We start from the raw sequence: 22409 nt of genomic DNA on the forward strand, positions 1-22409 counted from the left end.
CGATAGAGGAAGGGGCTGAAGGCGGGCGGCTCCAGGCGGCCAGGCATCGCTTTGATGCAGGCCCAGGCGCCGCGCTTTTGCAGGGCTTGGCGTAGGGCGTTCGAATCGTAGGCCCGATCGGCGAGCAGCGTCTGGCCCGCCCCCAGGCCGTCAAGCATGTCGGCCGCGCTCTTGCCGTCGTGGGCTTGGCCGGGGGTGAGCTTGAGAGCAACGGGCAGCCCCTTGGCGTCGACCAGGGCGTGGATCTTGGTGGTCAATCCGCCGCGCGAGCGCCCCATGCATCGGGCGTCAGGCTGGTCTCCGGTGGTGGCCTCCGGGCCCCCTTTTTTGCGTTCGCCCCGTGCTGGTGAACGCGGACCGAGGAACTGTCGATCATCTGCAAGTCGCCGTCGTAGGCCGCCGAGACCGCCTCGAAGATCCGGTCCCAAACGCCGATCTTGCGCCAGCGCACGAAGCGATTGTAACAGGTCGTCGCAGGGCCGTAGCGCTCCGGGATGTCGGCCCAAGGCGAGCCGGTCCGCAGACGCCAGTAAATCCCGTTCAGCACCCTCCGGTCATCCACACGCGCCACGCCCCGAGGCTTGTTCGGCAGCAGCGGTTCCATGATCGACCACTCAAAGTCGGTAATCTCGTAACGGCGTCGGGTCATCCCAAGCTCCTCCTATTCCCACGAGAAGCTTGAATCACATTCCAATCGAGCCGCGCTACAACTTTATGAGTTTATGACCTAGAGCGACCGCGTTCGCCTCTCCGCAACGCCGATTGCGGCCGGCAGCCCCAGACACCTACATGCGCAGCCTGCTGACGCCTGGGTCCAGTTTCCAGTTCGCGTCGGCACCGCCGGGCAGCATCTGACCGATGTCCTCGCCCACCTCTGTTTCGATCAGGACGTTAAGCCGGTCGTTCATCGCGACGAGAAGGTCTGCGTGGCCGCGCCGGTCGCCCGCCAGGTTGCGCATCTCGTGAGGATCGGCCTGGAGATCGAAGAGCTCCACATCGTTGTTGGCGAACAGCTCCTCTAGGGAGTTCGGGGTGTGGTGCTGCCGCGGAGAGAAGTATCGGCTCATCTTGTAGCGGCCGTCGAAAACGCTGCGGATGGCGCCCCGCTTGCCCAGGTCCGGCCTGAAGCCCTGGTTGGGCAGGTCCTCCGCTCTGCCCCCCTCGCGGATGAAGCGGGAAACGCTCATCAGGAAGTCGCCGTCCAGGTAGGCGAGCATGTTGTAGTTGAACAGGGCGCCCGGACGAATCGCGTCCAGTGGCGCGGCTTCCGGCGCGCCGAGCACCTTCGTGATGTCGGACCCCGGCAGATCCCCGGTATCGCGGGGCGTCGCTCCGGCGATGCTGAGCAGCGTGGTCGCGATGTCGAGGTGCGAGGTCACCGCTTTGCAGCGCTTGCTGCCCGGGAAACCGGGGTGCGACAGGACAAAGGGCACGTTGAGCTGTTCGCGGTAGGCCGTCGTCCCCTTGCCGCTGAGGCCGTGGGCCCCCGCCAGCTCGCCGTGGTCGGCGGTGAAAACGACGACCGTCCTGTCCGCCAAGCCGAGGTCGTCCAGCTCGTCCAGAATATCGAGCACGTGACGGTCGACGGCTTGGATGCAGTTCAGGTAGTAGTCGTTCAATCGGCGCCAGCGCTCGTCCTCGTTCGGCACGCGGCCGACCAGCCCGGCCCGGGCCATGGCGAAGTCCTTGTGCGCCGCCGGCCGGTCTGGCGCGGACAGGGAATGATGGCGCGACTGCGGCAACGTCACGTCCCACCGGCGATTGAACTGCTCGGTATCGGGCGCGTGGTTCAAGTCCATGAGCGCCGTCGCCGCCTGCTTCGCCGGGCCGCCCGGCAGGTCGGTGTTGTAGTACATGACGTCGTGCGGGTTCACGAGATTGACGGCCATGAACCAGGGCTTGTTCCGGGACTGCAGGTCGATCGCCCGGCCGCGCAGCCAACCCTTTGCCATCGCGGCGATCACGCCGTCGTGGAGGAACCCGCCCTTGGTGTGCGCGATAATGTCGCCGAAGCCGACGTAGTCCGAGAAGCCGTACTGCTCCATTTCCGCGCTGAGGATTCTCGTCGGCCGATGGAGCTCATTGGCCATCTCGAATTCGGCGGTGAGGTGCCACTTGCCCTTGTAGGCGGTGTAGTAGCCGAGCGCACTCAGCCGGTCGCCGAGAGTCGGCAAATCGGTCGAGAGATCGTTGGCCCACGGGAAGTTGGTGTTGTCGAACATGCCGTTGTTCTGGATGTGCTGCCCGGTGTAGATCACGGCGCGGGACGGCGTGCAGACGCAGGAGGCGACCTGGTGGTTCTCGAAGACGACCCCCCGGGCGGCCAGCCTTTCCTGCCCGGGCAGCCGATAGCCGGCCGGCAGGTCAGCGGGCGACAGGTAGCGCTGCTGATCGGTCACGATCATCAGGATATTGTAGCGCCCGCCGTCCTGGGCCCGCGCAGGCGACGCGCCGCGGGAAGCCATGCCGGCCGCCCCGGCAAGAGCCGCCGCGCCACCGGTCCCGACGAATTGTCGGCGTGTCAGACCCGCTCTCTTATCCCTGTCCATGCCGCGCACCTCTGTTCGAACAGTGGGCAATTTCGGTCAAAGGCCGCGACACGCGGCCTCGAGGGCGGTGAGATTCTTTTCGAGCCCGCCGGCGCAGTCCCAGGATAGCTAACCGCACCCCCTTTGCCAGTGAGAATTCCGGTGTAGCGCCGATGTCTCGACGCCTGCGAATCTCGCGCCTTCTTGCATCCCCTGCCTGGATCGTCCTCAATGTCAGAGGGACCGACGGGTGAGTGCCTCGTGTCGCCGCGCCCGGTCCGGTCGACAGGTCAAGCAATCGTCCCTAATGGAGTTCGCCGATGACAACCCTCGGTCTTCCCGATCTCAGGCGGTTCACCGGCTTCGCGGCCCTGATCGTGGCGCTCTGCCTGCTCGCCGCCTGCGCGGCCGTCCCCAAGACCGACGACCCGAAGATCCCCCCGGAAGTCGTCGGCACCGCGGAGGCCTACATTGCGAAGAACAAGAAGTGGCCGAGAGAAACCTACAATCTGGCCATCACGCAGCGGAAAGACGACTTCATCGTCCTCGCGGTGTACCGCAACGAAGACGGCAACTTCGAGGATCGCGAGAACGTGGATGTTCCCATAGAGTTGACCATTACGCTCGAATCCCCCCGCGTGGTCCGAGAGCTCGGGTATCGATAGCTTAGGGCGATCCTCGTAACTTCCGCGTCACCCCGGCCGCCTGAGCGACTCCGCGGCGGCGGCGCTCAGGATCAGCAAAGTCCCCGCGACCTCGGGCAGGCCGAAGGCTTCGCCGGCCCAGAGGGCGGCGGTGGTGACGCCGACGACGATCTCCATCATCAGCAGGATGCCGACCCGGGCCGGGCTGAGCCGGCTGGCGCCCCAGAGGATCAGGAAGGCGGTCGGCAGCGTCGCCAGCGCCAGCACGCCGAGCACGATCGCGGCCTCGGACGAGAGCGCCGAGAGCGGCGGCGCCGGGGCGCCGCCGGGCAGCATCAGCAGCACCGCGAGGGTGACGACCCAGCCGCAGGCGAGGAAGACGAAGACCTGCTCGAAGACCCCGGCGCCCGAACCGGGAGTCGCCTCGTCCTGGTAGACCCGCAGCGAGCCGTAGGCCCAGCCGATCCCCGCGGCGAGCGCCAGCCAGTCGCCCGCGTTGCGCGGCCAGGGAAAGCCGCCCTCGGCGCCCAGGATGACCGCCAGCCCCGCGAGGCCGAGCGCCAGCGCCGCGAGGCGGGTCGCCGTGATCCGCTCGCCCAGCAGGAAGCGGCCGAGGATCGTGCTCCACACCGGGGTCAGGTAGAACAGCAGGATCGAGCGGACCACATCGGTATAGGCCAGGCTGACGGCATAGAAGGCGAAGGCCGAGCCGGTCAGGAAGCCGGTGATGATCAGGCCGAGACCGCCCGCCTTGAGCGCGCCGCGCCGCCGCAAGGCGGCCGGGACCAGTACCGCGACCGCCGGCAGGAAGAAGACGGCCGCGCCCCAGCCGCCGGGCAGGCCGCCCTCCTCGGCCACGCGCATGGGAATCCAGAACAGGCCCCAGAGCGCGCCCGACAGGGCGACCGCCAGGGTCGGCAGCAGGTCGGGCCGGGCCCTGAGCAGGGCCGAGGTCATCGTGTGGCGCCGCCGTTGCTGCTGTCGCCGGGCGTCTCGCCCAGCCACTGGTCGAGATAGCCCCGCGCGATCGCCAGGGCCTCGGGCCGGTCGACCGGCTGCACCCCCTGCGCGAGGCGCAGCCAGAGGCCGTCTATCAGCACCGCCAGGCCGCTGGCCGCCCGCTCGGCCTTGGGCCGCGGCAGCACCGCCTTGAATCCGTGCAGCAGGTTGCTGTGCATGCGCCGCTGCATGACCCGCTGGATCCGGGCGAAGCCGGGCGCGCGCGGCACCTCGGCCAGGAAGGCGAGCCAGGCCCGCGCCACCTCGGGCGTGAAGCTGCGCGCCGCGAAGTTGCCCTCGATCACCGCCATCAGGCGCTCGCGCGGGGTCTGCGCGGTGCGGAGCAGGGCCACCACCTCGGCCGAGAGCTCGGCGTTGGCCCGGCGCATGGCGGCCTCGAGCAGGGCCGTCTTGTCCTTGAAGTAGTGGTGCACGATGCCCTGGGACATGCCCAGCGTCGAGGCGACCCGCGCCACGGTCGCGCCCTGCAGGCCGTGGCGGCGCAGCGTCTCCAGCGCCGCTTCGGTCAGGTCGCGCCGCCTGACGTCCTCGATCCGAGTTCTCAAAGACCGTCCTTCCGGAACCTTGGTTGACCGTCCAATATTCTGGTCATAGCATCAGATCCGGCCGCGTGAGACAAGACGAAGAAGCCGGAGGGAGGGGAAGATGGCCCGGGACAACGTTCTGCGGATCGATTTCGACAAGGACGTCGGCGCGGAAGCCGAGCGCGGCTACACCCTGCCCGCGCGCTACTACCTCGACCCCGAGGTCTACGAACGCGAGAAGCAGGCGATCTTCTACAGGAACTGGCACTTCGTCGCGCACGCGAGCCAGCTGCGCGACGCCGGCGACTACGTCACCCTGCGCCTGGCCGACGAGAGCCTCTGCGTCGTGCGCGGGGGCGACGGCCAACTGCGCGGCTTCTTCAACGTCTGCAAGCACCGCGCCCACGAGTTGCTCAGCGGCACCGGCAACACGCGCACCATCGTCTGCCCCTATCACGCCTGGGTCTACGCCCTCGACGGCCGGCTGGAGAACGCGCGCAAGACCGAAGAGCTGCCGGGCTTCGACAAGAGCGGCATCTGCCTTACCGAATTCAAGGTCGAGGAGGCTGCGGGGCTGGTCTTCGTCTCGCTCGACCCCGAGGCCGAGCCCCTGGAGAGCGTCGCCGGCGACCTGCTCGACGACTTACGCAGCCGGATCCCGAACCTGGAGGCGTTCCGCGTGGTCGAGACCTTCTCCTTCGGCGAGAGCGCCGGGATGAAGGCCAACTGGAAGGTGGTCGTCGACAACTTCCTGGAGTGCTACCACTGCACGCCGGCCCACCCGGCCTTCGCCGACATGATCGACCTGCCGTCCTACCAGGTCGATACCGCCAGGCTCTGGTCGCGGCAGCTCGGCCCCAAGACCAGCGCGCACAACCGGGCCTACGACTTCGACGCCGCCGGCGCCTTCCCGGGCGCGGCCTTCTGGTACTTCTGGCCGACCACCACGATCAACCTGATGCCCGGCAGCGGCCACCTCGCCATTCTGTCGATCCTGCCGGTCGACCTGGAGACCACGGTCTTCGCCGGCCAGCGCCTCGCCCTGGGCGACGATGCAGAAGAGAACCAGGCCGCCTTCGACTATCTCGGCGCGGTGCTCGGCCCGGAGGACCAGGGCCTCTGCGAATCGGTGCAGCGCGGCCTCAAGTCCCGCTCCTACAACCAGGGCCGCTTCGTCGTGCACCCGGCCGAGAGCGGCATCAGCGAGCACGCCGTCCACCACTTCCACCGCCTCGTCCTCGACGCCCTCGACGAGGGCTGAGGGCTAAACAAAAAGCTCGAATTACCACAGAGACACAGAGAACCAAACAAAGTGGGTTGCGCGCAGAGCGCGCCAAAGAACTTTGGTTTTTCCTCTGTGTTCTCTGTGTCTCTGTGGTGAGACTGTTTTTGTTACCCAGCGTCAGCCGCCGGCGATCTGGGGCATGATGTGGACCTCGGCGTCGGGCGGGATCGGCTGCAGCCAGGCGTCCTGGTAGATCTGGCCGTCGATCGCCACCGCCGGGCCCGCGTCGAGGTGGGGCTTGAGCGCGGGATAGCGCTCGCCCAGCGCGGTGAAGAGCTGGCGCACCGTCTCGGCCTCGACCTCGATCTCGCTCGCACCGCCCACGACCTGGCGCAGGTTGCCGGTCAGGGTGACCCGCGGCATCAGGCCGCCTTGCGCTCGGTCTTGGCCTTCTCGATCGCTTCCAGCACCTTGGGCGGTGACATGGGCAGGGCGGTGAAGCGGATGCCGAGCGCGTTCTCGACCGCGTTGGCGATCGCCGCCATGGGCGGCACGATCGGCGTCTCGCCGACCCCGCGCACGCCGTAGGGGTGGTTCGGGTTCGGCACCTCGACGATCACGGTATCGATCATCGGCACGTCGGAGGCGACGGGAATGCGGTAGTCGAGGAATGCCGCGTTCTGCAGGCGGCCGTCCTCGCCGTAGACGTACTCCTCGTTGAGCGCCCAGCCGATGCCCTGGACCGCGCCGCCCTGGAACTGGCCCTCGACGTAGCTGGGATGGACCGCCTTGCCGGCGTCCTGGATCACCGTGTAGCGCAGGATCGTGACCCGGCCGGTCTCCTTGTCGACCTCGACGTCGACCAGGTGGGTGCCGAAGCTGGGGCCGGCGCCCTGGGCGTTGATCTGGGCGTGGCCGACGATCGGCCCGCCCGTCTTGCCGGCGGTCTTGGCGATCTCGGCGAGCGGCATGGGCGGGTGCTTGCCGGCGTGGGCGCCGTTGGCGACCGCCTTGCCGTCCTCCCAGAGCACGTCCTCGAGCGGCACCTCCCAGAGCTTCGCGGCCCGCTCGCGCAGCTGGCGGATGCACTCGCGCGAGGCCTCGATCACCGCCATGCCGCTGGCGAAGGTGACCCGGCTGCCGCCGGTCAGGAAGGTGTAGCCGAGCGAATCCGTGTCGGCGATGATCGGCCGCACCTGGGCCACGTCGAGCCCCAGCTCCTCGGCCGCCATCATCGAGAGCGAGGCGCGCGAGCCGCCGATGTCCGGCGTGCCGGCGACCAGGGTCGCCGTGCCGTCCTCGGTGATGTTGACCGAGGCGCAGGTCTCGCCGCCGATGTTGAACCAGAAGCCCGAGGCGACGCCGCGCCCCTGGTTCTCGCCCAGCGGCGCCTTGTAGTGTTCGTGCGCCTTGGCCTCCTGCAGGGTCTCGACCAGGCCGATCGGGCCGAACTTGGGGCCGTAGGCCGCCTGGGTGCCCTCCTTGGCGGCGTTCTTCAGGCGGAACTCGACCGGGTCGATGCCGAGCGTCTTGGCCAGCTCGTCGATCACCGATTCGACGGCGTACTCCGAGATCGGCGCGCCCGGCGCGCGGTAGGCCGCCACCTTGGGCCGGTTGACCACGACGTCGTAGCCGACCGACTTGACGTTCTCCAGGTCGTAGGGCGCGAAGGCGCACATGGCGCCCGGCTGGACCGGCGAGCCCTGGAAGGCGCCGGCCTGGTACTTGAGCTCGGCCTCGCCGGCGGTGATCCGGCCGTCCCTGGTCGCGCCAACCTTGATCCGCATGTGGCTGCCCGAGGTCGGGCCGGTGGCGCGGAACACCTCTTCGCGGGTCATGACCAGCTTGACCGGCCGGCCCGCCTTGCGCGACAGGGCGAGCGCCGTCGGCTCAAGGTAGACCACGGTCTTGCCGCCGAAGCCGCCGCCGATCTCGGACGCGGTGACGCGGATCTTGGAGATCTCCATGCCGAGCAGGCGCGCGCAGTGGGCGCGCACCACGTAGTGGCCCTGGGTCGTGCAGAAGAGTTCGGCCTGGCCGTCCTCGGCGACGCTGGCGACGCAGGCGTGGGGCTCGATGTAGGCCTGGTGGATCGGCTTGGTCTCGAAAGTGCGTTCGATCACCGTGTCGGCCTGGGCGAAGCCGGCCTCGACGTCGCCCATCGTGAACTCGACCCGCTTGGCCACGTTGGAGGCCTTGTCCGGCGCCGGCTCGACGCCCTGGGTGAAGAGCGTGTCGTCGAGCAGCGGCGCGTCGGGCTTCATGGCCTCGATCACGTCGATCACGTGGGGCAGCACCTCGTAGTCGACCTCGATCAGCTTGAGCGCCTTCTTGGCGGTCGCGACGCTGGTCGCCGCCACGGCGGCCACGGCGTGGCCCTCGTAGAGCGCCTTCTCCCGCGCCATGACGTTGCGCACGATGTCGCGGTAGTTGACCAGCATCTCGCCGGCCGGCACGAACTCGGACTCCATGTCCTGGAAGTCGTCGCGGGTGACCACCGCCTTGACGCCGGGAAGCGCCTCGGCCTTGCTCGTATCGATCGCGCGGATCCGGGCGTGGGGATGGGGGCTGCGCAGCACCCGGCCGTGCAGCATGCCCGAGAGGTAGAGGTCGGCGCCGAACTTGGCACGCCCGGTCACCTTGTCGACGCCGTCGGGCCGGACCGGCCGCGTGCCGACCCAGTTGAGCGGCTTGACGTTGGGCAGCGCTTTGGACTGGTCGTTCATGCGCCCTCTCCTCTCATGTCGGCCGCCGTGTCGAGCACGGCGCGAACGATCTTGTCGTAGCCGGTGCAGCGGCAGAGGTTGCCGGCCAGCCAGTAGCGCACCTCGGTCTCGCTCGGGTCCGGGTTGCGGTCGAGCAGCGCCTTGGCGGCGACCAGGATTCCCGGCGTGCAGATGCCGCACTGCAGCGCCGCGTGCTCCAGGAACTTCTGCTGCAGGGGATGCAGCTCCTCGCCCTTGGCCATGCCCTCGATGGTCTCGACCTCGCGCTCGGCCACCTCGGGAGCCAGCACCAGGCAGGCGCAGACCAGACGGCCGTCGAGCATCACGCTGCAGGCGCCGCAGTCGCCCGTGCCGCAGCCCTCCTTGCTGCCGGTCAGCTGCAGCTCGTCGCGCAGCACGTCGAGCAGGGTCTGCTCGGGATCGCAGAGGAACTCGACCGAGTCGCCGTTGATCGTGGTCTCGACGTGGACCCGACTCATGCCGCGGTCCTCGCCCGCGCCACGGCGCTCACGGCGGCCCGGCGGGCCAGCACGCCCGCGACCCTGGTGCGGAAGGCGACGGTCCCGCGCTTGTCGTCGATCGGGCGGCAGGCGGCGCTCGCCGCCTCCGCCAGCTTGTCCAGCGCGGCCTCGTCGACCTTGGTGCCGATCAGCGCCGAGGCGGCCTCGGTCACCAGGAGCGCGCGCTCCGCGACCGCGCCCAGGGCGACCCGTGCGTCGCTGCAGGCGCCGTCCTCGTCCAAAGTCAGGTTCACCCCGGCGCCGACCACCGCGATATCCATCTCGGTGCGCGGGATGAAGCGCAGATAGGCGTCGCCCGAGCGCGGCGGGCGCGCCGGAAACTGGAACGAGACGACGATCTCGCCCTTGGCCAGCGAGGTCTGCCCCGGGCCGGTCGCGACGTCCTCGACCGGGACCTGGCGCCGGCCGTCCGGTCCCGCCACGGTGGCGAGCGCCCCGGCCGCGATCAGCGCCGGCACGGAATCGGCGGCGGGGGAGGCGTTGCACAGGTTGCCGCCCATGGTCGCCCGGCCCTGGATCTGGGTCGAGCCGATCAGCTCCATCGCCTCGACCACGCCCGGCCACGCCGCCTTGAGCGCGGCGTGCTCGCCCATCTCGGCGCCGGTCACCGCCGCGCCGACGGAGAAGCCGCCGTCCTTCTCGGAAATCCGGCGCAGGTCGGGGATGCGCTTGAGATCGACCACAAGCTCGGGATCGATCAGGTCCGCGCGCAGCTGGACCAGCAGGTCGGTGCCGCCCGCCAGCACCCGCGCGTTGTCGCCCGACGCGGTCAGCAGCATCACCGCCGCCTCGACCGTGAAGGGCGCCTCGTACTGTAATCCGCTCATACGTCTCCCAGCGTCCGTTCAGCACCAAAATTCGCGCGACATCTTGGCCGTTCCGCCGTCTCGACGCCAGCGCTTATGATAGCGGCCGCAATCGTCCGTTGAAGCGATGTTTTGGTTACGATCTTTTCGCGCAGGGCAAGCGGCTTTCACCAGTCCCGCCCGCTCCGGGCTTTCTGGAAGCGCTGCCCGCTGATACGTAGAGGCGGTCGAAGGGCAAGAAGAGATGGGAGAAGGGCCATGAGCGGGGACATGCTGGGGCGGCTGGACGACCTGCCGCGGATCCGGCTCGGACACGCGCCGACGCCGCTGGAGCCTATGGACCGGCTCACCGAGGTCCTGGGGACGGACGCCCGCCTGCTGGTGAAGCGCGACGACTGCACCGGCCTCGCCATGGGCGGCAACAAGGTACGCCAGCTCGAGTTCTACCTCGGCGAGGCCCGGGCGCAGGAGGCCGACACCGTCCTCATCACCGGCGCGGTGCAGTCGAACTTCGTCCGCCTCGCCGCCGCCGCCGCCCGCACCCAGGGCATGGACTGCCACATCCAACTGGAGGAGCGGGTGCCCGGCAAGACCGACCCGCTCTACCGCGAGTCGGGCAACGTCCTACTCGACCGCCTGCTCGGCGCCACGCTGCACAGCTATCCGGAGGGCGAGGACGAGGCCGGGGCCGACCGGCGCCTGGGCGAGATCGCCGCCGGGCTCGAGGCCGAGGGCCGCCGCCCCTACATCATCCCGCTGGCGCCGGGGCACAAGCCGCTCGGCGCGCTGGGCTACGTGGTCGCCGCGCGCGAGATCCTCTCGCAGCTGGCGGAACGGGGCCTGGCGCTGGACGAAATCGTCGTGCCCTCGGGCAGCGGCAACACCCACGCCGGCATCCTCTACGGCCTCCGCGCGCTGGGTTGCCGGGTGCGGGTCACCGGCGTCTGCGTGCGCCGCCCGGCCGAGATACAGACCGGCCGCATCGCCGGCCGCTGCGGCGAGATCGCCGATCTGCTGGAGGTCGAGAACCCGGTCGCCGAGGCCGACGTGATCGTCGACGACACGGCCTTCTGGCCCGGCTACGGGCAGCTCAACCAGGCGACGCTCGATGCCATCGCCCTGGCCGCCCAGACCGAGGCGCTGATCCTCGACCCGGTCTACACCGGCAAGTCCATGGCCGGCTTCATCGAGCGCGCCAAGGAGGCCGAGCCGGGACGGGTCCTCCTCTACCTGCACACCGGCGGCATCCCCGCCGTCTTCGCCTACGGTCCCGCGCTGGCGGACGCGGTGGTCTAGCGGGGCTGCTGAGAAAGTGCTCAGTCAGGACCATCACCCTTCGACAAGCTCAGGGTGAGGGCGAAATGTCGCAAGTACTTACCCTCATCCTGAGCATGTCGAAGGATGACCGTGATCAAGGGCTCCAGGCTTTTCCATCATCCTGCTGGAGAAAACCCCCTCAACCGGCGAAGCTTGCGCGCTCCCGAGCACGGACCCTACCATCCCTCGACAGGGAACCACCCGGCGGAAGGAGGCGGCCATGGGTAAGGCGCTGACCGAGCGGCAATCCGAGCAATACCATCGCGACGGGTTCTTCTTCCCGGTTCCGGTGCTCTCCGAAGAGGAAGTCGCGGATCTCCGGGGCAGGCTGGAAGCCGTCGAGGCGCGCCAGGGCGGCGCCCTACAGCAGCCGCAGCGCAACAAGGCGCACCTGCTGTTCAAATGGCTCGACGACCTGATGCGCGATCCGCGCGTGGTCGATCCGATCGAGGACCTGATCGGCCCGGACATCCTCTGCTGGAACACGCTCTTCTGGATAAAGGAGCCGGGCAGTCGGTCCTTCGTCTCCTGGCACCAGGACATACACTACTGGGGACTGGACGGCGGCGAGGTGGTCTCGGCCTGGATCGCCCTGTCGCCGGCGAGCGTGGAGAGCGGCTGCATGCGCGTCCTGCCCGGGACCCACGTCGGCGAGACCCTCGCCCATGAGGACCGCTACCACGAGTCCAACATGTTGACCCGGGGCCAGGAGGTCGCCGAGGCGATCGACGAGACCGTGGCGGTCCACATGCCGCTCGAGCCCGGCCAGATGTCGCTCCACTCGGTGCGGCTCGCCCACGCTTCGGGCCCGAACACCACGGACGATCGGCGGATCGGCGTATCGCTGCACTACATGCCGACCTGCGCCCGTCAGAAGCTGGCCGACTGGGACAGCGCGGCGCTTGTGCGCGGACGCGACGACTTCGGCCACTTCGAACACACGCCGCGACCGCAAACGGACTTCGCGGCCGACACCGTGGCCTTCCACGAGAAGGCCAGCGGCGCCGTCCGCGACATCCTCTACCAGGGTGCGGAACGCCAGACCGGGCGCCTCTAGACGCCCGGTCCAAGTTTCGGTCAGTCCTCCCGGTCGAAGAACACGAGGGTGCGGATCTCGATGCTCTCGCGCGGCGCGGCGTCCGGCCGGGTGGTCGGATCGTCGAAGGCGGTGTGCGGCGCGAAGCGGGCCGTGCCGTCCTCCAAGGAATCGTAGCCCTTGATCAGGAGCGCCTCGTCCCGGGTCATCTCGGGCACGTAGTACCATCGGTGCGCCGGATTGTAGGCGACCTCGTAGATCTCGCCCCGCCGGTCCGGATAGACCAGGTCGGCCGCCACCAGGTCCTCGGCCGGCACGGAAGCGGCGTGGGCCAGCGCCAGGGGCGCGGTCTCGACCGGGCCGCGGATCGGCCGCCAGACGTTGACCACGGCGACCCGGCCCTGGAGCAACGCCCCGGCCTCCTCGGGCAGCAGGTCGCGCACCCGCTGCGGCCCGGACTTGGCCGTGTAGTCGTTGTGCGCCCGGCGCACCGGGGCATGGAACTTGGCCTGCTCCTCATGGCGGCCGCCGTCGACCCGCAGCATGTGGTCGAAGACCAGCACCCGGCTGGCCCCGGTCGCCTCTTTGACCAGGCGCGCCATCTCCGGGTAGTAGACCCGCTCGACCTCCGCCTCGTCCTGGAAGTCGGTGACGGCGGTCTCGTGCCTGACCAGGGCGAAGCCCTCGCGATCCAGCGAGAGCGCGGCGGCGTGCGGCCGGGCGTCCCGGATCGTCACCTTGCGCGGACCGTAGGTGGCCGTGCGCTCGGGCTCGCGGGTGCCTTCCGGGGTGATGTGGATTACCGGCTTCTGGTCATTGCCGAGCAGAAAGGTGATCTCGGCCTCGACGGTCTTGCCGCTCTCGGCGGCGGCCTTGTCGGCCTTGGGGCGGCTCAGCACGCCGGCGGCGCCGGCCGAGCTGAAAGCCGTGGTGGTCGTGTCCTGCAGCATGTCCTGGCTCCTTCTCGGTTAGCATGATCGAGGTTTGATCTAGGATGTCCTGAAACCCAAGATTGGCCGGTCTTTGCATCATTTCGAGAGAATTGGGATCATGGTATCTTGAATTCTGTTCATGTTTAGGCCAGATCGTTCCCATGGCCGAGACGCAGAACTGGCTGCCGCCCTTCCCCGCCCTCCGGGCGTTCCACGCCGCCGCCCGCCACGGCCGGTTCCGCGACGCCGCCCGGGAGCTCGGCGTCACCGAGTCGGCGATCAGCCACCAGGTGCGGCGCCTCGAGGACTTCCTCCGGGTCCCCCTGTTCGAGCGCAACGGGCCGCGGGTCAGCCTGACCGCCCAGGGGGCGCGCTATCTGGAAGAGATCGACCCGGCGCTGAACCGCATTCAGGACGCGACCCGGGCGCTCATGGGGCCGAAGGAGCGAGGCCGCGTGGCGCTGACCCTGCCGCCCTCGCTGGCGATCCTCTGGCTGATCCCGAACCTGGCGGCCTTCGAGGAGGCCTGCCCGGAGATCGACCTCCAGCTGGTCACCACGACCCGCCTCCTGGACCTGCGGCGCGAGCAGGTCGACCTGGCGATCCGCCATGGGCGCGGCCCCTGGGCCGACGTCGAATCGGATTTCCTGCTCGCCGAGACGACCATGCCGGTCTGCAGGCCGGGCTACCTGGAAGGCGAATCGCCCCTGGATTTCCGGGCGCTGCCGAAAGGCGCGCGACTGATCGTCAACGGCTACTTCCCCGACGAGTGGGACGAGTGGGCTCGGGCGCACGGCCTCGAGGCGCCGCCGCTAGAGCGCGCGCTGCGTCTGGAATCCCAGGAGCTGGTGCTGGAAGCGGCGGAGAACGGCCTGGGTCTCGCGATCGGCCGCAGCCCCCTGGTCGACGGCCGCCTCGCGTCCGGCGCGCTGGTCGCCCCCTTCGGCACGCCCGACGTCTCGGCGGCGGGCTACCACCTCTGCTGGGCCAAGGACAGCCAGCCGACCGCCGCCTCCCGCCGCGTCGCCCGCTGGCTGCGCGACTTCAGCGCCCGCACCGCGCCGAAGTGAAAAGCTATCCCTCTGTGCGCTCTGTGCCCTTACTTGGAATTACGCGACCAGCCGCCGAAGCCCGTCCTTCAAAGCCATGGCATTGAAGTTCATCAAGAGACCGGTTTGCAGCCCGCTCAGCTTCAGGTAGGTCAGAAGCTGTGCGTCGTGAATAGGCAGAAGACGGTCGACCGACTTCACCTCGACAATCAAGGCCTCGTCCACGACCAGATCGATGCGATAACCGCAATCCAAGTTCACCGACTTGTAGGCGATGGGCAACGGCATCTGGCGTCGAAACGGCAGTGCATGCGTTTCAAGCTCATAGCACAGGCACTGTTCGTAGGCGGACTCCAGAAGCCCCGGCGCGAGGCTCCGATGAACTTCGATCGCCAGGCCGATCACTTTCTCCGTGAGCGGATCACGTGGCGAAGCATCGGCCCCTGAAGTCACTTTCCAAGCCTCCCTTGCCTTTGAACACCAAAAAAAGCATTTCACCACAGAGACACAGAGAGCACAGAGAAACAAAAAGAGTGGTTTGCGCGCGAAGCGCGCCAAAAGAACCGTGGTTTTTCCTCTGTGTTCTCTGTGTCTCTGTGGTGAATCTTCTCTTTTTTTGGAACCGAGGACCTACGCCGCAGAGGTGAAGAGTCGGCGGTCGGTGCGGGTCAGGCGTTCCGGGGCGTCGTCGGTCACCAGGACGGTCTCGCTGAAGCCGAGGCCCTTGGCCGCGGCGTACATGTGGAAGACCATGCCGGGCTCCAGCGGCCAGTCGGCATCGGGCAGGAAGATGCCGGTGAAGTCGCTGGTGCGGGGGTTCCAGGGCATGTAGAGGCCCAGCGTGTAGCCCGAGACGTTGTGCAGCTCGCCGTCCAGCCCGGCCGCTCGGAGGCCCTCGCGCAGGACGGCGTCGACCCGCGCCGCCGGCACGCCGGCCCGCATGGCCGCGATCTGCCGGTCCTGGAGCTCGATCAGCAGGCCGGCCGTGTCACGCTGCGCCGCGCCCGGGGCGCCGATCACGGTCGGCCGCATGATCCGGGCGCAGTAGCCCTGGACCCGGGGAATGAGCTCGGCGTGCAGCACGTCGCCGGGCTCCAGCGGATCGTCGGTCAGCCGCGGATGCAGGAAGGCAGCGTCGCCGCGCACCGCCGTGACCGGTCCGACAAAGCCGTTGTCAGCGCCTTCCTGGTAGTAGACGGAAGCCGCGGTCCCGGCGGCGTCCCGCGCCGAGCGCCCGGTCGCCGCCTGGGCGACCACCGCCGCCATGGCCGTGTCGGCGACCGCCGAGGCCTTGCGCAGGTAAGCGATCTCCGCCGCCGACTTGCGCGCCCGCAGTCGGGTCAGGAGGTCGCCCAGGTCGACCAACTCGGCCGACGGCAGAAGCCGGCCATAGCGCTGGTAGTCCCTGACGCTGAGCGCCGTCGACTCGTGATCGAGTCCGAGCCGGCCGTTCTGCCAGCCCCGCGCCTCGATGACCGCAGCGACCGCGGCGATCGGGTCCTCCCAATCGGCGAAGCCTATAGCGTCGTCGAACCAAATCTGCTCGCGGCAGTGACCCAGGTCGAGGTTGCGCAGAACGTAGACCGGCGCGCCTCTCTGCGGCACCAGGCAGGCCCGGTAGCGCGTCTGGGAGACGGCGTAGCCGGTCAGGTGGAACAGCGCTTCGCCCTGGTCCAGGATCGCCAGGTCGACATCGCGTTCGGCCATGGCCAGCTGCAACGCGGCCAGTCGGCCTTCGAACTCCTCCCGGGTGAAGGGCATCCCTTGCAACTCCTCACGTGGCGCCAGGCGCCGCCTCGAGTTTCTGAGGCTACCGGACCCCCGGCGACCCGTCGAGCGGCGGTAATCCTTGACCTGCGGCGGCGGGAACGCCAATGCTGACGTGTTACGCCGCCCCGGTGGCGCGTTCGGCCGCCGATTCGGGTGCGAAACGGGCGCGCTCGCGCCGAGCGGGCCCGGGTTCACCGAGGAAGGGGAGCCCGCGAGTGACATGATCAGACGCCGCTACTTCTCGAACCAGCTGCTCGATCTCTCCGAGGTCGACCGCGGCACCCTCCTGCTCGAGGCCGACCAGGGCTACACGGCGCTCTTCGACTTCTGCCGCGAGATCGCCCTCGCGCTGGGAGCCAAGGACAAGGACAAGATTGTCTTCCAGTGCGCCTGCGGCGCGCTCGCGATTCTGAGCAAGGAGCACTTGGCGCGCCTCGGCGAGCGGGTGCGCGGCGCTCGCGACGAGGCGCTCTGCCCGCAGTGCGCCGGCTACGAGATCTCGATTCGCAAGGGCGCGCCGCAGTCGGTCATCGGCCAGGGACTGGCGGCCCTGGACCGTCTGCTGGCGGCGGCCCGCGACGACAACTACGCCAGTCTCTGCGGCTTCCTTTTCTCGCCGGTCATGCCGGAGGCGGCGCAGCTCTCGGCGCTCAGCGACGGGGCGGCGGTGGTGCGCGAGCTGATCGCCAAGAACAAGCTAGACCTCCTGCTGTCCGAGCAGGGCGTGGCGGCGGTGCCGGTCGAGCTCGGCTTCGCGACCCGGGCCGACCTCACCCTGCACCTGCTCAGCTATCACCGGCTATACGCCTTCTCCCCGCTCTACGACACGCTGATCAGCCTGGTCGCGATCGGTACGGGCGACCAGCAGATCCTCGACCCGGAGGGCCAAGCGCTCCAGCCGGTCGGGGTCCAGATCGGCCGGGCCGGCGCCGGCACGGCGCAGGAGGCGGTCGCCATCGAACGCAAGATCGACGAGGTGCTGAGCTACTGCGAGGCGCAGGGCCAGGGCGAGATCGCAGCCCTGATCACCGCGGTCTGCCGGCGCGAGCTCGACCGCGCGATCGTCGATGCCGCCTACGAGACGAGCGAGGACACCCTGTTCCTGACCCGCGACGGCGTCGAGCTGCCGCTTGCCGAGCTGGTCGACATCAGCCTCGGACTCCACCTCCTGGTCGAGCGGCTCTGCGCGTTCCTCACCGAGGAGCATCGTCGCTTCGCGGCCTCGGAGGGCGTCGAGGAAGGCGGCTTCCAGTTGTCGCCCGTGGCGGACGGCGAAAAGGTCGCGCTCAAGATCACGTCCCGGCCGGGAGGCTGATCGCCGTCTCTAGAGCGGATCATGTTTAGATGGAACCACTTCGTGGTTGCCAACTAAACATGTGAATCCGCTCTACATCATAGGTTTAGAGCAGATTCACCGGGTTTGATGGATCGCCTCCGGCGATTCAGTCAAACCCGGATCTGCTCTAGCCGTGCTCAGCCGTGCCGTCGGCGCCGCGGGAGGCCGAGGGTCTTCTCGATCGCCGGCATGGCCTGTTCGACCGCCGCCCGGCCCTCCTCAATCGCCTCCTCGGCGCGGTTGAACTCGAGCAGGCTGATATGGCGCAGCCGCGGCTCGATCAGCACCTCCGGCGCGTCGCCGGCGAGGCGGTCCCGGGTGATCCTGTCCTGCATTACGTTGATCGCCCCGAAAACCACGTCGAAGTAGCCCGGCCCCTCGGCTTCGGTCGCGAGCAGCTGCGAGCCAATCATGCCGACGCCGAGGCGCAGCCCGTTGGGGATGTCGCGGGTCAGCCGCTCCAGGAACTGGCTGCGGGAGTTACTGCGCACCCGCGGGCGCCTCGGTTTGCGGCGCCGCTTCTTGCCCTGCACGCGGCGGCCGACGAGGTCGCCGTTGAGGTTGACCGCGATAACCGCCTCGGCGCCGAGCTCGCGGCAGGGCCCCACGGGGACCGGATTGACTAGGCCGCCGTCGGCCAGCTGCCACTCGTGCAGACGGACCGGGCTCATCAGGCCCGGAAGCGCCATCGAGGCCCGCACGGCGTCCACCAGGGACCCCTCGCGGAACCAGACCTCCTCGCCGGTGCCGAGGTCGGCGGCCACGGCGGCGAAGGGAATGTCCAGATCCTCGATCTTCACGTCGCCGAAGAGATCGCGCAGGAAGCGGACCAGGCGGTCGCCCTCGATCAGGCCGCCGCCCGAGAGCTTGAGGTCCGCGAGACGCGCCATCTCGCGCCAGTTCACCCGGCAGGCCCAGGCGTCCAGGGCCTCCAGCTTGCCGGACACGTAGGCGGCCGCGACCAGCGACCCGATCGAGCTGCCGCAGACCACGTGGGGGTGGATGCCCTGGGCCGCCAGAGCCTCGATCACCCCGATATGAGCCCAGCCGCGCGCCGAGCCGCTGCCGAGCGCCAGGCCGACGCGCCGCGGCCGCACGGGCTCGACCGGCGCCGTTTCGTCCGGGGCCGGCTTGCCGCCGGTGAACTGTGCAATCTTGCTCATGCGCTTCCGCTATCGGTCAAAAGGCCAGCACCAGCCGGCACAGCGCCACTTCGACCTCCGGCCAGTCGGCCCGCATCGCCACCCCCTCGATCGCCGGCGCCCCGCAGAGCCCATAGACCGGGCGGCCGAACTGCAGGCCGAAGGCGATCTCGGACAGGGTGCCCGTGCCGCCGCCGATCGCGATCAGGGCGAAGGCGGCGCGCGCGATCAGCGCGTTGCGGGCGACTCCAATCCCGGTCGCCAGGGGTACCCCGACGTAGGGATTGGCCGAATGCCAGTCCTCGTCGGGCAGGAGGCCGATCGACAGGCCGCCGGCGCGTTCCGCACCACGGCAGGCGGCTTCCATGACACCGCCGCGCCCGCCGCACAGCAGCGTCAGCCCGAGATCCGCCAGGCTCTCGCCGGCCTGCTCGGCGACCGCCGCCTGGTCCGCGGTCGCCCCCCGGCCGCCGATGACGCCAATGGGCACGCGAAGGGGACATCCACTCTCCTTTTGGAGCCACCGCACCGCCTCGGGCGGCGAAAGGTCCTGCCCGCCCGGGACGCCACCGGACCGGATCCAGCGGCGCGAAGCGGCATCGAAGATTTCGCCCGTCCCGTTCGACAGGGCCGACCGGCCACGATCCAAGCGAAGGACCGTCATACCGCAAAGCTCTCAAAGGTTTCTTGCGATGCCTCAATATCGGATTGAACCGCCGTGGCTGCAAGTCGGACCGCGGTGGTTGGATTCTTTCTCAAAGTTGTATATCCTGCTGAATAAGCAGGCAAGGGTTGTTGAAAACCCTGGGGACAAGCTGTGGACCGACCGGTTCCTCCTCCGGACAACCGGCGTGCGGACGTCTAATCCGCAACACGGTGTTTTCGGGAGACACCAAGACGAAAGGCCATCAGCCATGGTGACCACGATCTTGAACCTTCTCATCTTCGGGCTGCTCGCCGCCCTGGTGGTGCTGCCCGTCGGGATGCTCCTGCGTCGCGCCTGGCAGGAGCGCAGAGCGCGGAGCCAAGGAGTCGCGCGCGCAAGGCGCTAGCAGTCTGCATTCGAGATTCAGTCGATCTCTCATTTACCCCCGGTTAACCCCGTAGCGCGCAGGATTGCGCCGCATTCAAGACAGGGGACCGAGGGCCTCGGGCACCGACCCGGGCTCAACGGGGGATACGGAACAGGGCCGGCGCTGCGCCGGCCCTTTCCTTTGGGTGCTGTGTCCACCGCGCGCCTTCTTGTGGGCATGTCATGAGAAAAACAAGCCAGCTCAACGAATCGTTAACTTTACCGCCCTAGCGTGAGAGCAGGTCTAATAAACGCGCACCACCGGAAACGGCGGCACGCGGGGACCGAAAGGCAAGACGGTCGCTTCCTCCAGTGATGAGAATAAGGTAGCTGGAAGGAAGGCCGTCTTAGCTTTTTGGGCAGTGCCCGCCCCCGGAAAATCACGAAAACGCATCCATGGCCGCCGCTGCGGCGGCATTGAGGACCGGAACGAGGAAAACGGCCAGCGTCGCCGGCTCGGCCAGGACGGCGCCCGTGCCGCGCCTCGTTTCCTGGGCCAGGCGCGCTGCGGCGAGCCACAGCGCGAGTGCGCCGGCGCCCACCCAGGACCAGTAGCCAACGAGAAGCGGGAAATCCTCGAGAAAGGCGAGCTGCCAGGAGATCATGATGCCGAGCGACCCGGCGAAGGCCAGAACCGCGGCTCTCGGCCACTTCAGGAGCGCGGCGACGAGACCCAGGACAAACAGCTCGTTGGCGAGCCAGCCAATCGAGACAAAGAGAACATACAAGACATCGGTCACGGAGCCGATGGGATCGCGACCCTCGGTGATCAGGCCCCAGAACACTTCGTGAGCCAGGCAGGCGCCGTCATAGCCGATGTGAGGCCCGTGCGTGACAGTAGAGATCGGCAAGGCGCTGCAGGGAAAGCCTGCTTCATACCGGCCGTGCGACCCATCCCCTATGATCGGCAAGACCCAGCAGGCCCCGTAGAGCAGCAGGGCCACCGCCCATCCCAGCTTCACCCGCCACCGCGCCGAAATCTCCGCTGCTACGCCCACGTAACCTCTGGGTTATCGTCTTGTCCGAGGCTGGACGGCAATATGTGCCGGTGCCACCTCCCACCGCCTAATTCCGCAGGCTGCTCAGTGGTGGAGTATCTTTGACAAGAACTCCTGAGCCCGTTCGCCCCGCTTGGTGCCAAAGAAGTCGTCTTTGGTGCAGTCTTCCTCGATGCGACCCTCGTCCATGAAGATCACCCGGTGGGCGACGCGGCGGGCGAAGCCCATCTCGTGGGTCACGACCATCATGGTCATCCCGTCATTAGCGAGCTCCGTCATCACGTCGAGCACCTCGTTGATCATCTCCGGATCGAGGGCCGATGTGGGCTCGTCAAAAAGCATGGCGATGGGGTCCATGGCGAGGCCGCGGGCGATGGCGACACGCTGCTGCTGTCCGCCCGAAAGCTGGGCCGGGAACTTCAGGGCTTGGTCGGCGAGGCCCACCCTGTCGAGGAGTTCCATGCCGCGCTTATCCGACTCGGCCTCGCTGCGGTTCAGAACCTTGAGCTGGGCGAGCTTGACGTTCTGCATGATGCTGAGATGCGGGAACAGCTCGAAGTTCTGGAACACCATGCCGATGCGCGAACGCAATTTCGGCAGATCGGTGTTGGCATCGCCCACGGAGACTTCGTCCACGGTGATCTCGCCCTCCTGAAAGGGCTCCAGTCCGTTCACCGTCTTGATCAGCGTACTCTTGCCCGATCCCGAGGGACCGCAAACCACAACCACCTCACCCTTTTGCACCGACGTCGTACACTCGCTGAGCACTTTGAAGGTCCCGTACCACTTGCTGACCTTGCGCATCTCGATCATTGCCATGACGCGATCCCCTATTGGCCGGTCGGATACTTCTCTTGCAACTTGCGAATGCCGGCTTGGCCCGCCAGGCAGAGCACGAAATAGACCACCGCCACGGTGAGGAACATCTCCATCAGTCTGTTGTCGCGGTTGGCGATGATGTCGGCGGCCACCAGGAAGTCGCGGAGGCCAACCACATAGACGAGCGACGTATCCTGAAACAGGATAATCGCCTGGGTGAGCAATATCGGCACCATGGCCCGAAAGGCCTGCGGCAAGACCACATAGCGCATGTTCTGCTGGTAGGTGAGCCCCAGTGCCTGGCCGGCATAGACCTGGCCGGTGCGGACGCTCTGGATACCGGCCCGCATTATCTCGCAATAGTAGGCCGCCTCGAACATGATGAAGGCGATGAGCACCGAGTAGAACCCCCCGACCGGTCGGCCGAGGAGAAACGGCACCAGGAAATAGAACCAGAAGATAACGAGGATCAGCGGCATGGACCGGAAGAAATTGACGTATGATCCGGCAAGGAAGGACAGCAGCTTGAAGGGCGAGAGGCGACAAAGCGCCAGAATCGTACCCAAGAGCAGACCGCCGATTATGGCGAAGACGGTTAGCAATAGCGTCAGTCCCATGCCTTCGAGCAGAAACGGGATAGACTTGACGATGATGCCGAAATCGAAGTCGCTCATCGTGTCACTTCGCCCCTAAGGAGATCATGCCTGGAATGGCGACCTTGCCTTCGAGAATGCGCATGACGGTCATGACGATGGCCGTCACCAGGATGTAGAGAAGCGTGGCGGCGGTGAAGGCCTCGAAACCCTGGAAGGTGTATTCCTCGATCTGGCGGGTTTGCGCCGTGAGCTCCAGAACGCCGATCGTTAGCGCGAGTGACGAGTTCTTGAATACGCCCAGGAAGTCGCTGGTCAGCGGCGGAATGATGATCCGGTAGCTCACCGGCA

23 protein-coding genes and 1 pseudogene are annotated in these 22409 nt (G+C 67.9%); 7 read left to right on the forward strand and 17 right to left on the reverse strand.

Features of this window, described 5'->3' with window-relative positions; all coding sequences use genetic code 11:
- Positions 1 to 649, reverse strand: a pseudogene (locus tag QNJ67_19720) (IS5 family transposase).
- Between the two features lie 136 nt (positions 650 to 785).
- Positions 786 to 2465, reverse strand: a complete 1680-nt coding sequence (locus QNJ67_19725; protein MDJ0611213.1) for a sulfatase-like hydrolase/transferase — start codon at positions 2463 to 2465, stop codon at positions 786 to 788.
- Positions 2466 to 2848: 383 nt separating this feature from the next.
- Between QNJ67_19725 and QNJ67_19730 the strand changes: the two genes are divergently transcribed.
- Positions 2849 to 3193, forward strand: coding sequence for a hypothetical protein (locus tag QNJ67_19730; protein ID MDJ0611214.1), 345 nt, complete (start codon positions 2849 to 2851; stop codon positions 3191 to 3193).
- Between the two features lie 27 nt (positions 3194 to 3220).
- On the opposite strand, the gene QNJ67_19735 is transcribed toward QNJ67_19730, so the two are convergent.
- Together QNJ67_19735 and betI are read right to left on the reverse strand one after the other, a co-directional pair.
- Positions 3221 to 4129, reverse strand: a complete 909-nt coding sequence (locus QNJ67_19735; GenBank protein ID MDJ0611215.1) for a DMT family transporter — start codon at positions 4127 to 4129, stop codon at positions 3221 to 3223.
- Positions 4126 to 4737 carry a transcriptional regulator BetI gene (gene betI, locus QNJ67_19740; protein MDJ0611216.1) on the reverse strand — a complete coding sequence of 204 codons (612 nt, stop codon included), beginning with the start codon at positions 4735 to 4737 and terminating at the stop codon, positions 4126 to 4128. The genes QNJ67_19735 and betI overlap by 4 nt, the downstream gene beginning before the upstream one ends.
- 100 nt (positions 4738 to 4837) lie before the next feature.
- Between betI and QNJ67_19745 the strand changes: the two genes are divergently transcribed.
- Positions 4838 to 5977: an aromatic ring-hydroxylating dioxygenase subunit alpha gene (locus tag QNJ67_19745; GenBank protein MDJ0611217.1), complete on the forward strand. Its 1140-nt coding sequence runs from the start codon at positions 4838 to 4840 to the stop codon at positions 5975 to 5977.
- Between the two features lie 141 nt (positions 5978 to 6118).
- Here QNJ67_19745 and QNJ67_19750 read toward each other — a convergent pair whose 3' ends face one another.
- Genes QNJ67_19750 through QNJ67_19765 form a run of 4 tightly spaced genes read right to left on the reverse strand, consistent with a single transcriptional unit; the run spans position 6119 to position 10015 of the window.
- Entirely contained in the window at positions 6119 to 6364 is a 246-nt protein-coding gene (locus tag QNJ67_19750) for a MoaD/ThiS family protein (GenBank protein MDJ0611218.1), read from the reverse strand.
- Positions 6364 to 8667, reverse strand: a complete 2304-nt coding sequence (locus QNJ67_19755) for a xanthine dehydrogenase family protein molybdopterin-binding subunit (protein ID MDJ0611219.1) — start codon at positions 8665 to 8667, stop codon at positions 6364 to 6366. The genes QNJ67_19750 and QNJ67_19755 overlap by 1 nt, the downstream gene beginning before the upstream one ends.
- Complete coding sequence (locus QNJ67_19760; protein MDJ0611220.1) at positions 8664 to 9146, reverse strand: (2Fe-2S)-binding protein; 483 nt, start codon at positions 9144 to 9146, stop codon at positions 8664 to 8666. Before QNJ67_19760 ends, QNJ67_19755 begins: the two co-directional genes overlap by 4 nt.
- Positions 9143 to 10015 (reverse strand): xanthine dehydrogenase family protein subunit M, encoded by an 873-nt coding sequence (locus tag QNJ67_19765; GenBank protein MDJ0611221.1) that lies wholly within the window; start codon positions 10013 to 10015, stop codon positions 9143 to 9145. Before QNJ67_19765 ends, QNJ67_19760 begins: the two co-directional genes overlap by 4 nt.
- Before the next feature lie 237 nt (positions 10016 to 10252).
- On the opposite strand from QNJ67_19765, the gene QNJ67_19770 reads away from it, so the two are divergent.
- Positions 10253 to 11290, forward strand: a complete 1038-nt coding sequence (locus QNJ67_19770; protein MDJ0611222.1) for a D-cysteine desulfhydrase family protein — start codon at positions 10253 to 10255, stop codon at positions 11288 to 11290.
- Positions 11291 to 11531: 241 nt separating this feature from the next.
- Positions 11532 to 12368, forward strand: a complete 837-nt coding sequence (locus QNJ67_19775; GenBank protein ID MDJ0611223.1) for a phytanoyl-CoA dioxygenase family protein — start codon at positions 11532 to 11534, stop codon at positions 12366 to 12368.
- A gap of 20 nt (positions 12369 to 12388) precedes the next feature.
- On the opposite strand, the gene QNJ67_19780 is transcribed toward QNJ67_19775, so the two are convergent.
- Positions 12389 to 13297 carry a CmcJ/NvfI family oxidoreductase gene (locus tag QNJ67_19780; protein MDJ0611224.1) on the reverse strand — a complete coding sequence of 303 codons (909 nt, stop codon included), beginning with the start codon at positions 13295 to 13297 and terminating at the stop codon, positions 12389 to 12391.
- Positions 13298 to 13440: 143 nt separating this feature from the next.
- Between QNJ67_19780 and QNJ67_19785 the strand changes: the two genes are divergently transcribed.
- Positions 13441 to 14349, forward strand: a complete 909-nt coding sequence (locus tag QNJ67_19785) for a LysR substrate-binding domain-containing protein (GenBank protein MDJ0611225.1) — start codon at positions 13441 to 13443, stop codon at positions 14347 to 14349.
- Positions 14350 to 14388: 39 nt separating this feature from the next.
- Here QNJ67_19785 and QNJ67_19790 read toward each other — a convergent pair whose 3' ends face one another.
- Complete coding sequence (locus QNJ67_19790; protein MDJ0611226.1) at positions 14389 to 14781, reverse strand: GxxExxY protein; 393 nt, start codon at positions 14779 to 14781, stop codon at positions 14389 to 14391.
- A 177-nt stretch (positions 14782 to 14958) separates the two neighbouring features.
- On the reverse strand, positions 14959 to 16089 hold the full coding sequence (locus QNJ67_19795; GenBank protein MDJ0611227.1) for a Xaa-Pro peptidase family protein: 1131 nt from the start codon (positions 16087 to 16089) through the stop codon (positions 14959 to 14961).
- A 229-nt stretch (positions 16090 to 16318) separates the two neighbouring features.
- Here QNJ67_19795 and QNJ67_19800 point away from each other — a divergent pair, with 229 nt between their 5' ends.
- Positions 16319 to 17413, forward strand: coding sequence for a hypothetical protein (locus QNJ67_19800; protein ID MDJ0611228.1), 1095 nt, complete (start codon positions 16319 to 16321; stop codon positions 17411 to 17413).
- A 158-nt stretch (positions 17414 to 17571) separates the two neighbouring features.
- On the opposite strand, the gene QNJ67_19805 is transcribed toward QNJ67_19800, so the two are convergent.
- Together QNJ67_19805 and QNJ67_19810 are read right to left on the reverse strand one after the other, a co-directional pair.
- Positions 17572 to 18597, reverse strand: a complete 1026-nt coding sequence (locus QNJ67_19805) for a patatin-like phospholipase family protein (GenBank protein ID MDJ0611229.1) — start codon at positions 18595 to 18597, stop codon at positions 17572 to 17574.
- Between the two features lie 16 nt (positions 18598 to 18613).
- Positions 18614 to 19066: a TIGR00725 family protein gene (locus tag QNJ67_19810; protein MDJ0611230.1), complete on the reverse strand. Its 453-nt coding sequence runs from the start codon at positions 19064 to 19066 to the stop codon at positions 18614 to 18616.
- A 424-nt stretch (positions 19067 to 19490) separates the two neighbouring features.
- Here QNJ67_19810 and QNJ67_19815 point away from each other — a divergent pair, with 424 nt between their 5' ends.
- Positions 19491 to 19628, forward strand: coding sequence for a hypothetical protein (locus QNJ67_19815; protein MDJ0611231.1), 138 nt, complete (start codon positions 19491 to 19493; stop codon positions 19626 to 19628).
- 400 nt (positions 19629 to 20028) lie between these two features.
- Here the strand turns inward: QNJ67_19815 and QNJ67_19820 are convergent, their stop codons facing one another.
- From QNJ67_19820 to QNJ67_19835, 4 genes are all read right to left on the reverse strand, one after another.
- Positions 20029 to 20592 (reverse strand): hypothetical protein, encoded by a 564-nt coding sequence (locus QNJ67_19820; protein ID MDJ0611232.1) that lies wholly within the window; start codon positions 20590 to 20592, stop codon positions 20029 to 20031.
- A gap of 138 nt (positions 20593 to 20730) precedes the next feature.
- Positions 20731 to 21459 (reverse strand): amino acid ABC transporter ATP-binding protein, encoded by a 729-nt coding sequence (locus tag QNJ67_19825; protein ID MDJ0611233.1) that lies wholly within the window; start codon positions 21457 to 21459, stop codon positions 20731 to 20733.
- Between the two features lie 17 nt (positions 21460 to 21476).
- Positions 21477 to 22139, reverse strand: a complete 663-nt coding sequence (locus QNJ67_19830; protein MDJ0611234.1) for an amino acid ABC transporter permease — start codon at positions 22137 to 22139, stop codon at positions 21477 to 21479.
- Positions 22140 to 22143: 4 nt separating this feature from the next.
- Positions 22144 to 22409, reverse strand: a 266-nt coding sequence (locus tag QNJ67_19835; protein MDJ0611235.1) for an amino acid ABC transporter permease, incomplete at its 5' end; no start/stop codon positions are given.

It is taken from the genome of Kiloniellales bacterium (assembly GCA_030064845.1).
Taxonomy (GTDB): Bacteria; Pseudomonadota; Alphaproteobacteria; order Kiloniellales; family JAKSDN01; genus JASJEC01.